Source organism: Hydrogenivirga sp., from assembly GCF_056450045.1.
This window is the reverse complement of sequence record NZ_JBWONM010000036.1, coordinates 1-12164: the sequence shown is the minus strand read 5'-3', so window position 1 is coordinate 12164 and position 12164 is coordinate 1. Positions and strand designations below refer to the sequence as shown.

The window sequence follows — 12164 nt, the reverse complement described above, 5'->3', positions numbered from 1 at the left end:
CTCTGTACCCGAGCTCCTTCTCCCACCTTTCAGATATCCTCTCCCCCTTCATAACGAAGACGTACTCCTTAGAGAGAGATTCAAGTATGGGATAGATATCCTCAAACTCTCCCATCGCTCTGGAAAGGACTATATCAAACTTCCTATCAACCTCCTCGGCTCTCCTGCATATCACCTCCCACTCAAGACCCAATCTGACCTTGAGGAACTCAAGGAAGCTACACTTCTTTGAGACAGACTCTATGAGGTAGAGCTTAAAACTTCTTAGATATATCTTCAGGGGCACACCGGGGAAGCCGGCTCCGCTTCCAACATCAGCCACCTCCCTGTTTCTCCACCGGGCACCCGACTCGGAGAGGCAGTCCAAGAGGCTCAGGGAATCAACGAAGTGCCTCCCAACTATCTCCTCCGGCTCCCTCACGGAGGTGAGGTTGTGAACCCTGTTCCAGCGAAGGAGCTCGCTCAGGTACAGGGACAAGAGATGGGCTGTCTCCTCTGAGAGCTTGAAGCCGTGCTCTTCAAATATCTCCACTATCCTCTCTCTATCCACCTATCCTCTCCAGGACTTTCTCTACAACACCCGAAGGGTCCTCGCTCCCGTATATATCCCTTCCCATCACTATCATGTCCGCTCCACGCCTCACAGCCTCCTCAGGGGTAAGAACCCTCACCTGGTCCCCTCTGCTCTGAGAGATCCTGATCCCCGGGACGACGGTGAAGAGTCCCGTCCTCTCCTTCACCTGTGCCACCTCCTCGCCAGAACAGACAACACCGTGGAGCCCGCTTTCCTTGGCAATATCTGAAAGGTAGAGGACCATATCCCTCAGAGTGGGAAAGCTGGACCTGAGGAAGCTGAGGTACTCCTCCCCATGACTCGTCAGGAGCGTAACTCCCAGGAGCTTCAGCCTCTTTGAGGATAGGGAAGCCCACTCAAGCATCTTTCTTCCACCGAGGGTGTGAAGGGTCAGGTAGTCAACACCGAGGCTTTCAGCCTCATGAACGGCGAGCTTTACGGTGTTGGGTATGTCGTGGAGCTTAAGGTCAAGGAAGAGCTCCCTTCCGCTCTCTTTAACGAGCCTGATTATGGAGCTCCCCGCTTCCAGAAAGAGTTTGGGACCAACCTTGAAAACCACGGGATAGGGGTGGAGTAACTCTATCAGCTTCTGAGCCCTATCCCTATCAACATCAAGGGCAACGCAGAGAAGAGCCATGCATGATATTAAACCATGAGAGGAAGCTTCTTCAGGGGCTCATCCTTAAGCCTGTGGGCGAGCTTTAAGAAGAGGAGAGCGGTTATGTAGGCATCGTCAAGGGCACAGTGAACACCCGAAGAGGGGACACCAAGCTCCCGGGCTATATCTCTCAAGCTCTTTCCCTCTCCTCCCCTGCTCTTCCAGAGGTGGAAGATATCAAGCCTGTAAAGGGAGAAGGGTATCCCGTAGAGCTCCCTCACGTACTTGTCCACCATCCTTCTGTCAAACTCAACGTTAAAGCCAACAAGGACGCTTCCCTTCGTGAAGTTAAGGAAGTCTTCTAAAACCCTCTCAAGGGGCTCAGCCTTTTCCCTCAGCTCCTCAAGGGTTATACCGTGGATCTCAACGGAGCTTCTGCTAAGCTCTGTGGGAAGGATAAAGCGGTGGAAGGCGCTGGAGAGCTCAAGGGTCATCTCCCGAACTTTCAGGGCACCTATGGATATGAGCTCCGACCTCTTTGGGTCAAGTCCCGTTGTCTCCGTGTCAAAGACGGTGAAGGTAGCCTTACCCACCGGGGTTGAGAGGTCAATCTCGGGGAAGAACTTCAGGAAGGAAGGGTTATCCCCGTATCTCCTCAGAAGGCACCGCCTCTTTAGCTTGAGCAGGTATATCATCTCGGCAGGTGGGCAGTAAATCTTCTCTCTATGAAGCCCTGAAACTCCTCAACTATCCTCAAGGTATCCTTTAAAAGGTCTCTCTCCAGCTTGCTCAGCTTCTCCGGGTTTACGTAGTTGTCGGGGGTTTTCCCCTCCTTTATCTTCTCTATCTGGCTCCTGAGCCTGAGGGTCTGTAGGAAGGTGAAGGCTTCGGAAAGGTCGGAGGCAAGGTCAGAGGGAAGAATACCCATCTCCTTCAGCCTCTCTATCCTCTCAAGGGTTGAGGTCTCCCTGACCTTCCCCTTAAGGGAGAGCGCCCTTATGCCCTGGGTTATAGGGAATATTCCTCCCTTCTTTATGTCAAGCTCACCCCTGTGCTCTCCCTTTGTCTCTAAGACGAACCTCCTCATGAAGCCTATGGGTGGCTTGAACCTTATCGCATCCAAGAGCATGTAAGCTATGAAGAGTTCCTCACCCTCAAGGGTTCTGAAGACGAAGTCCCTGAGCCTCTCAACGAGGTCAGAGCTGCCGAAGGCGTTCCTGAAATCAAAGAATATGCCGAGCTTGAGGGTATTCTCGGGCTCAGGCTTCAGGAACCAGCTCTTTAGTTTTTTCTCCCACTCGGTTATACCCATCCTCCACTCAGGGTTGGAAACCATAACGTTCCCGGGACAGGGCGGGAAGCCTATATCTATCAAGGTGCGGGTGTATATCTCTCCGAACCTGTCAAAGTAATCCTTAACGTCAACATCAAGCATGGGGTAGGTGTCGTCGTATATTAGGGCGTTGTCCTGGTCCGTCTTGAGCGTCTGCTCTCTCCTCCCCTCACTCCCGAGAACCATAACGCTGAAGGGAACGGGTGGTTCCATCTGAAGCTCCTGTATTGTCAGGAAGACAGCCTTAGCCATAATCTTGTCGTTTACCTCGGAGATGAGCCTCCCTATGTACTGGACTCTCAGACCTTCCGAAAAGAGGTCAACGACCATATCGTCCACCAAGGAGTAGATGTAGCGCAGGTCCTCAACCGAGCGAGCCCTCTCAATCTCCTTTATGAGGACGACGAGGTTCTTGCTCTCGTGGGCTATTATGTCCTTATCCTCAAGAACACCGATGAGCTCCCCCCTCCTGCTCACCCCTATCCTCCTTATGTTCCTGCTCGCCATCTGTAGTATCGCCTCAAAGAGGAAGCTCTCCTCATCAACATGGACAACGGGGTAGCTCATGACCTCCTCAAGCTCGGTTGCAGAAGGGTCCCTTCCCTCAGCGACCACTCTCTTGATTATGTCCCTCTCCGTGACTATTCCCTTCCCCTGGGCGTTGACAAAGACGCAGGAGATGTTCCTGTCCCTCATCATCTGAGCAGCCTTCAGAACGCTGTCCTTTCCTTCCAAGAAGGGGACCTCACTCACCCTGACGTCACCCACCCTCATGGTGAGGAATCTCTCTAAGGAGCCCACATCCCTCACGGGTTTCTTGACCATCCTCACGGTAGCGGAGAGCTTCTTAGCGAGACTCCTTGCAAAGAAGAGTTCAAACTCCTCGTACTTCTCTATGAGCTTCAGAAAGACCTCCTTGGGAAGGAGGTAGAGTATGGCGTCCTGAACTACCTTTGCGGTTGAGGTTGGAGGCTCCCCGCTGAGCAGGGAGGGGTAACCGAAGACATCACCTTCGTGGAGGAAGTCCACCTCTCCTCCGTCAACCAAGAGGACGATCGCTCCCTTCCTGACTATGTATAGGTATTCAAGGGGTTTGGAGCCTTCCTCAAATATGACCTCTCCCTTCTGGTAGTACCTGACGAGTATGTGGTAAGAGAGAGCCCCCAGAGCGGACTCTGGGAGCTTGGAGAAGGGGTAGTGAGCTTTTAAAAACTCCTCAACATCGTGAATCATACCTCGTGGATCTTCTTTGGATACCTTAGGTCCTCAACGAGCTTCTGTATCCTCTCGGAAGGAGGAGGCGTGACCATCGTGACTATGACCGTGACTATGAGGTTAGCTATTATTCCGAAGAGTCCGGAAGCTGTGTGTTGTATTCCCCACAGGGAGACACCCTGATACTTGTTTAGGTATATGTAGATAATGGTTACGAGAAGACCGACAACGAGCCCGCTTATCGCACCCTGCCTGTTGAGCCTCTTCCAGAACACCCCGAGAACCAATGCGGGGAAGAAGGATGCGGTTGCTAGGGAGAACGCCCATGCGACTATCTGAACGATGAAGGCTATCTTCTGAGCTGCTATGAAGCCACCTATAACACCGGCAACCGCGACCGCTATCTTACCCAGGAGAACGACCTTTTTTTCCGGAGCCTGAGGGTTGATCATCTTAGCGTAGAGGTCGTTGGAGACCGCCGCGGCTATAACCAGCAGTAGCCCGTCCGCCGTGGAGAGCGCTGCAGCGAGACCACCAGCCATGACGAAGAAGCCTACAACAGCTGCAAGACCTGCTATCTCGGGGGTTGCGAGAACGACTATGTCCCTGTGGATGTTCAGCTCAGCCCACTGGATTATTCCGTCCCCGTTCTTATCAAGGACCTTGAAGAGTCCGGTCTCAGCCCACTTCTGAGCCCAGGCGGGGAGCTGGTCTATAGGCTTACCGACAACGTCCTTGAGGATGACGAACCTTGAGAAGGCTGCGTAGGCTGGAGCTGTCAGGTAGAGAATCGCTATGAAGAAGAGTGCCCAGCCGGCGCTTATCCTCGCATCCCTGACAGAGGGTGTTGTGAAGAACCTCATTAGGACGTGGGGAAGGGCTGCGGTTCCAGCCATCAGAACGAAGGTAAGGGCGAGGAACTGGGCAAGGTTGAATTTGACGAAGGGCTCAACGTAGTGGGGAGATATACCGTACTGGGTTTCAAGCTCAACTATGTTCTGGAGGACCTTACCGTAGAGGAACTGGGGAAGGGGAACTCCAAACCACTGGGTCGCGAGTATTGAGACGGGAAGGAGGTATGCGGTTATCAGGACTATGTACTGGGCGACCTGGGTCCAGGTTATTGACTTCATACCACCGAGAACGGTGGTCGCTATTATGATTATCATTCCTATAGCTATTCCCACCTCAAAGGGAACTCCAAAGAGCCTTCCCATTATTATCCCGACACCGGCAACCTGACCGACCATGTAGGTGAAGCTTATGATTATCGCCGTGATGAGGGCGACGAGCCTTGCGAAGTTACTCTCGTACCTCTCCGCTATGAAGTCGGGAACCGTGTACTTGCCGAACTTACGAAGGTATGGTGCTATCAGGAGGGCAAGAAGGACGTATCCTCCGGTCCATCCCATTATGTAGGCGAGTCCATCGTATCCAAGGGCGTAAAGGGCTCCAGCCATTGAGATGAAGGATGCCGCACTCATCCAGTCCGCCGCGACAGCCATACCGTTCCAGAAGGCTGGTATCCTCCTTCCGGCAACGTAGAACTCCGCTGCCTCGGTAGCCCTGTTGTATATGGCTATCGCCATAAAGACTATGACAATACCGAAGACTATTATGTAGCCTATCAGGTTCTCCATGGCTCACTCCTCCACTCCGTATTTTTGGTCAAGCTTGTTCATAACGTAGGCATAGACGAAAATGAGCACCACGAAGGTGATTACCGAGAGCTGGGCGCTAACCCAGTAGTGCATTGGAAACCCAAAGATGGTGAGCTTGCTCAGAGGCTTTGCGAGCAGTGCCCCCAAGTAAGAAACGGCGAACCAGATGATCAGGAGAACTGTGATAAGTCGCACATTCTCCCGGTGGTATGCTTCAAGCTTTTCCCGATCCATCCCACACACCTCCTTTAAAATTTCGTTTTAAAGTTTACAAAACACAGTTAAGAATGTCAAATTTTAAAAGCAAATAAAACGATGTTTTATAAAAATTAAATTTATTGGAGCTATAATTTAACAAAAAGCTGTCCGTCTATAGGAAAAATTGAGTATAGGCACCGGAGTGGTTCATATAAGCCTTTTAACACGCCTATTATAAAGTTATGCTTATATACTAAAATCAAACAATGTTTTAAAATGAATAAAGGCTTGTTGTGTAAAAAGATAGGGTTTAAAATTTAAAGCAAACCAAGAAGAGGAGGTGGAACTATGGCTGAGCAGGAGAAGGCGGAGGTTCTCCTTAAGGTAAAGGAGAAGTACGAACCTCCAAAGGAGATAGTTGAGAGGGCGTGGATAAAGGACTACGAGTCCCTCTATCAGGAGTCCATCAAGGACAGGGAAGGTTTTTGGGCTAAGGTTGCGGAGGAACTCCACTGGTTCAACAAGTGGGAGAAGGTTCTTGAGTGGAACTACCCTTACGCAAAGTGGTTTGTAGGAGGTAAGACCAACATAACCTACAACTGCCTTGACAGGCACGTTGAGAACGGGAGAAGGAACAAGGTAGCTTACATATACCTTGATGAAGAGGGTAGCGAGAGGAAGATAACCTACGGCGAGCTCTTGGAGCTTGTGAGCAGGATAGCGAACGGTCTGAAGTCCCTCGGCGTCAAGAAGGGGGACAGGGTCTCCATATACATGCCCAACACCATAGAGGCTATCGCCGTGATGCTCGCCTGTGCAAGGATAGGTGCTATCCACAGCGTTGTCTTTGCAGGCTTCTCGGAAGGAGCTCTGAGGACGAGGATAGAGGACGCCAAGGCTAAGGTCGTAGTTACGGCGAGCTACACGAAGAGGAGGGGAAAGAGGATAGACCTACTTCCAACGGTTGAGAAGGCTATAGATGGTCTTGACTTCGTGGAAAAGGTCATAGTGTGGGACAGGGACGGAGACGTAATAACGGAGGAGTCGGGCAATATGTTCGTTGACCTTTACGAGCTTGCGAGAAACTCCGACCCTGTATGCGAGCCTGAGGTAATGGACGCCGAGGACCCCCTCTTCATACTCTACACTTCGGGAACCACGGGCAAGCCCAAGGGAGTCCTCCACACCACGGGAGGCTACATGGTCCAGACCTACTTTACATCCAAGGTGATCTTTGACCTCCACGAGGACGATATATACTGGTGCACTGCAGACATAGGCTGGATAACGGGACACTCCTACATAGTCTATGGGATACTCGCCAACGGGGTGACCTCCCTCGTAGTAGAGGGTGCTCCCGATTACCCAGACCCCGGAAGATGGTGGAGCTACGTTGAGAAGTACAGGGTGAACGTCTTCTACACGGCTCCCACCGCCATAAGGATGTTCATGAGGTACGGTGAGGAGTGGCCCGCCAAGTATGACCTGTCGTCCCTCAGGATACTGGGCTCGGTCGGTGAGCCGATAAACCCCGAAGCCTGGCACTGGTACTACGAGAACATAGGAAGGGGCAAGTGCGTGATAGTTGATACCTGGTGGCAGACCGAAACGGGTGCCCACATGATAACCACCGTACCCTCCTATCCGGCAAAGCCGGGCAAGGCTGGAAAGCCCATGTTCACCGTTGAGGTTGATATAGTTGACAAGGATGGAAAGAAGCTTCCTCCTGACACCGTGGGCTTCCTCGTCATAAAGACACCCTGGCCCTCCATGCTCAGGACCTGCTGGGGAGAGCCCGAGAGGTACGAGAAGTACTGGAACACGATACCAAACGTTTACTTCGCCGGAGACCTCGCCTCCTACGATGAGGAGGGATACATAATGATACTCGGAAGGGCTGACGACGTTATAAACGTTGCAGGGCACAGGATAGGAACTATGGAGGTTGAGAGCGCCCTCGTTGACCACCCGGCTGTAGCTGAGGCTGCGGTTATAGGGAAGCCCCACGAGGTAAAGGGCGAGTCCATAAAAGCCTTCGTAATACTTAAGAAGGGTGTTGAGCCCTCCGACAAGCTCGTTGAGGAGCTCAAGCTCCACGTGAGGAACATCCTCGGTCCCATAGCGGTCCCCGATGAGATAGAGTTCGTGGAGAAGCTACCCAAGACAAGGAGCGGAAAGATAATGAGGCGTGTCCTCAAGGCAAAGGAGCTTGGGCTTGACGTGGGGGACGTGTCCACCCTGGAGGACTAAAGGCTGAGGTAAGTCCTCTTTATAGAATCTCTCTGGAGGAGCTCTTCGGAGCTCCCCTCCTCTACCACCTCACCGAGGTCAAAGACGTAAGCCCTGTCGGACACGTCAAGGGCTAAGGAGACTTCCTGTTCAACCACGAGCAGGGAGATACCTTCCTCCTCCCTTATCCTAAGGAGTATCTGAGCAAGCCTGTCAACCACAGCGGGGGCGAGACCGAGGGACAGCTCGTCTATCATCAGAAGCTTTGGCTTAGACATCAGAGCCCTACCTATGGAGAGCATCTGCTGCTGTCCTCCCGACAGGTCCCCCGCAAGCTCTCTCCTCTTTTCATAAAGCTCGGGGAAGTAGGAGTAAATCCTCTCAAGCTCCTTTCGCGCCTCCCTCTTTCTCGTCCAGCCCCCCAAGAGGAGGTTCTCCTCCACGCTCATGCCAAGAAAGAGCCTCCTTCCCTCAGCTGCCAAGGCTATACCCCTTCTTACCCTCTCCTCAGCTGGAAGCTCTTCTATGTGTGCGTCGTAAAAGAGGAGCCTGCCTCCCCAGGGCTTCAGGAGTCCTGCTATCACCCTAAGGAGGGTGCTCTTCCCAGAGCCGTTTGAGCCAAATATGGCGACGACCTCGCCCTCATCAACATGAAGGCTAACGTTCCTGAGCACTTCAACGTCACCGTACCCCGCTGTAAGCTCCTGAACCTCAAGGACCCTTCTTCCTCTCATACCTCTCTCCAAGGTAAGCCCTTATGACCTCCCTATCCTCAACCATATCCTCCGGCTTCCCTGTAAAGATAACCCTTCCCTCACTCAGGACGATGACCCTGTCGGTAAGGCTGAAGAGGGCTTTGAGGACGTGCTCAACGAGGAGCAGGGCTATTCCCCTTTCCCTGCGGAGCCTATCAAGGAGGCGGGCTATCTCCCTCACCGCTTCAGGGTTCAGTCCTGCAAAGACCTCATCAAGGAGGAGAAGCTTGGGTTTAAGGGCGAGCGCCCGGGCGAGCTCAAGCCTCTTCCTCTGGGCTAAGGACAGGGAGTCCGCCCTGTCTCCTATCTTGTGGGAGAGACCGACCGTATCTATCAGCTCCTTGGCTACTTCCCTGCTCGGTGGGAGGGGAGAGCCGTAGTGAAGGGGTATGAGGACGTTCTCAAGGACCGTAAGCCCGCCAAAGAGCCTCGTTATCTGGAAGGTCCTCCCCATGCCGAGCCTTGCCCTGGTGCTCGGTCTCAGGTTGGAGATATCCCTACCATTAAAAAGGATATTCCCTCTGTCCTGTCTGACTATCCCGCTGATTATGTTGAGAAGGGTAGTCTTGCCAGAGCCGTTAGGACCCACAACTCCGAGCACACCGCCCTCTTCAAGCTCCAGACCCACACCCTTGAGCACCCTGTTGCCCCCAAAGCTCTTGTGAATATCCTTCACCACAAGGAGGCTCATCCTCTCACCCCCATCACGCCCCTTGGCAGAAAGAGGACAGCTATCACTATGAGGGCACCGAGCACTACGCCGTGGAGCTCAAGGAATCTGCTCCAGACAACCTCCGAGACGAGCTCCAATAGGAAGGAACCAACTACCGGTCCGACGGTGGTGCCCACACCCCCCATCAGGAGGGCGACAAAGGTCTTAACCGAAAGAATAGGGTCAAAGGCTGAGGAGGGGTCTATGTAGGTTATCCAGTGAGCGTAGATGCCCCCGCAGACTCCCGTGAAGAAAGCCATAATCCCGAAGGAGAGGCTCTTAAAGAGGAGGGTGTTCACACCGAGGCTCTCCGCAGCGACCTCATCCTCCCTTATAGCCTTCAGGGCGTAGCCAAAGACCGACCTGTCTACGTAGAGGTTGGCGAGGAACACAGAGAGGGCAAGTATCCAGAAGAGGAGGTAGAAGAGGTAACCCTCAAGGGTCCCCCTGTATATCGGGAGGTTCATACCGTCCGCCCCGCCGAGGAGCTCTATGTTCGTAACCACCTCCGCAAGGGCGAGCTGAAGGGCTAAGGTGGCTATGGCGAAGTAGTGACTCCTGAGCCTCATAAGCACCGGTGCCAGAAGCAGGGCACAGGAGAAGGAGAGAACACCGCTCCCGAGAAGAGAGAAGAGTATCGGGAATCCGAGGTGTTTTGAGAGGACGGCTGCGCCGTAGCTCCCTATACCAAAGAAGGCTATACCACCGAAGGCTGGGTAGCCGGTGTAACCCAAGAGTACGTTCTGGGCTAAGGACAGGCTCGTCAGGAGCAGGACGGAGCTGAGCACCCTGAGTATGTAGCCCGTCGGGAGTAAATCCCCAAAGATGGAAAGGGTAAAGGGAAGGAGGAGCAGGAGCCCGAAGATAAGGAGCGTAAACCTTTCAGACCTCGCCATAGTACTTACCACCTATCAACCCTCTCGGTCTCACCACAAGAAGGACTATCATTATCAGCAGGGAGGCGAAGAACCTCCAGCTCTCTCCAGCATAGAAGGATACGAATATCTCTATAATCCCGAGGAGCATACCTCCCACAAGGGCGCTTTCAACCCTTCCGAGCCCTCCGAGGATGCTGACGAGAAAAGCCTTTACCGTGAGAAAACCGCCGTCAAAGGGCGTGAAGCCCTGAAGGAGCCCGTAGAGATTACCCGACGAGAGAGCTATCCCGAAGCCCACCCCCGAGGTTATGAGGAAGATGCGTGAAGGGTTTATGCCTACAAGCCTTGCCCCCTCTCTGTCAAGGGCAACAGCCCTGACAGCCCTTCCAGTCCAGCTGAACCTCAGAAAGAGGTAAAGGAGCAAAGTAAGGAGCAGGGCTACGAAGAAGACGAGAAGCTTCACCTCTGAAATTATCAGGCTTCCCACAAAGATACTACCCTCCGCATAGGGAACGTCTATTGACCTTATATCCGCCCTGAAAAAGAGGTTCAGGAGATGGGAAAGGAGTATATCAACACCGAAGGTCAGTATGAGGACCATGAAGGGTTCGTACTCCATGAGCCTGTTTATAAGAAGTCCCTGAAGGAGCCACCCGACCCCAAAGCCAACGGCGAAGCTCCGAGGTGCGGACAGGAGAGGGTCAACGCCGAGCTCAAGGTGGAGGGTGTAGGCGAGGTACGAGCCCAGAAGTATAAAGCTCCCGTAGGCTAAATTCAGTATCCCGAGAACTCCCCAGGTCAGGGAAAAGCCGAGGGACATGAAGGCATAGAACGAGCCAAGGAGCAGTGCCTCTATCAGGAGCTGAAGGATCAGATCCATTCACTTCCACTCGGGCTTGGGATAGACGGGCTTAGCCTCTTGGAAGGGATAGACGGTGACGGGCTTGCCCTTTTGCACCTGAATGACAGCCATCGGCTTTGTGACTATCTTTCCCGTCTCATCAAAACCTATGACACCGTAGAAGGTCTCCTCTCTCATGCTCAAAAGTGCCCTTCTTACCTTCTCCACCTCAAGGCTACCGGCTTTCTCAAGGGCGAGCTGGAGGGCGAGGGCTGCGGCTGTCCCACCGGCGGCGTGATACTCGGGGTCCTCTCCGTACTTCTCCCTGAACGCTCTGACATACCCCTGCGTGCTTCCAAAGAGAGGGTCCTTATACCTGAAAGCCTTTGACCACTGGACGGGACCGAAGACGTACTCTGCATCCTTTCCAAGCGCCTTGACGAAGGCTGGGAGAGGAGGTCCTACCGTAAGACCCAGAAACTTGGGGTTTATCCTGAACTGCTTGAGCTGCTTTACCACGAGAACCGAGTCCCTGAAGTGCCCGGCACCAATGATAACATCAGCCCTCTTGAGCCTGAGCTTGAGCATGAGGGAAGAAAGGTCCTGGGTCCCCTTTGGGTATCCCTCAAAGAGGACTACCTTGAGCCCTTTCTTCTGAGCTTCCTCCTTCGCTCCTCTGGCAGCATCCTCCGAGAATATATCCTTCTCATAAAGGATGGCAACGGTTTTGGGCTTTGGTCTCAGACTCACCGCAAGGTCTATCAGATTCTTTCCGTAATCGGGAGCAACGTTGAACACTCCGAAGACGTGTTTATAGCCCTGCCTGTATATCTTGGAGGAGGCGCCTCCTCCCTGAACCATAAGCGCCCTGTACTTTTCAACCACGCCTGCTGCAGCGAACACCTGCGCACTACCGTAGGGTCCGAGTATGAACCTTACCCTGTCCTCCGTTATGAGCTTCTCTATCAGCTTTGCTGTCGTCTTTGGATCGCTCTGGTCATCGTAGTAAATTATCTCAACCCTGTACCTCTTATTACCTACCTTTATACCACCGAGGGAGTTTACCTTATCCTTCCAGAGCTCGTATCCCTTCTTGAGAAGCTCTCCTTCCTTGGCGTACTTCCCGGTAAAGGAAACAGCAGCTCCCAGCCTGAGGACATCCTGAGCGAG

At 53.1% G+C, this 12164-nt stretch carries 12 protein-coding genes; 1 reads left to right on the top strand and 11 read right to left on the bottom strand.

Annotated features, from left to right (window positions below; genetic code table 11):
* The 6 genes from rsmG to AC1HCM_RS01305 form a co-directional block, all read right to left on the bottom strand.
* Positions 1 to 550, bottom strand: a 550-nt coding sequence (gene rsmG / locus AC1HCM_RS01330) for a 16S rRNA (guanine(527)-N(7))-methyltransferase RsmG (RefSeq protein ID WP_479459976.1), incomplete at its 3' end; no start/stop codon positions are given.
* Positions 543 to 1211: an orotidine-5'-phosphate decarboxylase gene (gene pyrF, locus AC1HCM_RS01325; protein WP_479459975.1), complete on the bottom strand. Its 669-nt coding sequence runs from the start codon at positions 1209 to 1211 to the stop codon at positions 543 to 545. The genes pyrF and rsmG, both read right to left, overlap by 8 nt.
* Before the next feature lie 8 nt (positions 1212 to 1219).
* The gene (locus AC1HCM_RS01320; RefSeq protein ID WP_479459974.1) at positions 1220 to 1867 is read right to left on the bottom strand and encodes a 3'-5' exonuclease; all 648 of its coding nucleotides are present in this window, start codon (positions 1865 to 1867) and stop codon (positions 1220 to 1222) included.
* Positions 1864 to 3738: a putative nucleotidyltransferase substrate binding domain-containing protein gene (locus AC1HCM_RS01315; RefSeq protein WP_479459973.1), complete on the bottom strand. Its 1875-nt coding sequence runs from the start codon at positions 3736 to 3738 to the stop codon at positions 1864 to 1866. Before AC1HCM_RS01315 ends, AC1HCM_RS01320 begins: the two co-directional genes overlap by 4 nt.
* Positions 3735 to 5360 (bottom strand): sodium:solute symporter family protein, encoded by a 1626-nt coding sequence (locus AC1HCM_RS01310; RefSeq protein WP_479459972.1) that lies wholly within the window; start codon positions 5358 to 5360, stop codon positions 3735 to 3737. Before AC1HCM_RS01310 ends, AC1HCM_RS01315 begins: the two co-directional genes overlap by 4 nt.
* Positions 5361 to 5363: 3 nt before the next feature.
* The gene (locus tag AC1HCM_RS01305) at positions 5364 to 5615 is read right to left on the bottom strand and encodes a DUF4212 domain-containing protein (protein WP_479459971.1); all 252 of its coding nucleotides are present in this window, start codon (positions 5613 to 5615) and stop codon (positions 5364 to 5366) included.
* A 312-nt stretch (positions 5616 to 5927) separates the two neighbouring features.
* Between AC1HCM_RS01305 and acs the strand changes: the two genes are divergently transcribed.
* Complete coding sequence (acs, locus tag AC1HCM_RS01300) at positions 5928 to 7829, top strand: acetate--CoA ligase (RefSeq protein WP_479459970.1); 1902 nt, start codon at positions 5928 to 5930, stop codon at positions 7827 to 7829.
* Here the strand turns inward: acs and AC1HCM_RS01295 are convergent.
* The 5 genes from AC1HCM_RS01295 to AC1HCM_RS01275 form a co-directional block, all read right to left on the bottom strand.
* The gene (locus AC1HCM_RS01295) at positions 7826 to 8542 is read right to left on the bottom strand and encodes an ABC transporter ATP-binding protein (protein WP_479459969.1); all 717 of its coding nucleotides are present in this window, start codon (positions 8540 to 8542) and stop codon (positions 7826 to 7828) included. The two genes, acs and AC1HCM_RS01295, sit on opposite strands and share 4 nt — an antisense overlap.
* Positions 8520 to 9254, bottom strand: a complete 735-nt coding sequence (locus AC1HCM_RS01290) for an ABC transporter ATP-binding protein (RefSeq protein WP_479459968.1) — start codon at positions 9252 to 9254, stop codon at positions 8520 to 8522. The genes AC1HCM_RS01295 and AC1HCM_RS01290 overlap by 23 nt, the downstream gene beginning before the upstream one ends.
* Positions 9251 to 10171 carry a branched-chain amino acid ABC transporter permease gene (locus tag AC1HCM_RS01285; protein WP_479459967.1) on the bottom strand — a complete coding sequence of 307 codons (921 nt, stop codon included), beginning with the start codon at positions 10169 to 10171 and terminating at the stop codon, positions 9251 to 9253. The genes AC1HCM_RS01290 and AC1HCM_RS01285 overlap by 4 nt, the downstream gene beginning before the upstream one ends.
* Positions 10158 to 11033 (bottom strand): branched-chain amino acid ABC transporter permease, encoded by an 876-nt coding sequence (locus AC1HCM_RS01280; RefSeq protein ID WP_479459966.1) that lies wholly within the window; start codon positions 11031 to 11033, stop codon positions 10158 to 10160. Before AC1HCM_RS01280 ends, AC1HCM_RS01285 begins: the two co-directional genes overlap by 14 nt.
* A partial coding sequence (locus tag AC1HCM_RS01275) for an amino acid ABC transporter substrate-binding protein (RefSeq protein WP_479459965.1) occupies positions 11034 to 12164 on the bottom strand: 1131 nt, incomplete at its 5' end.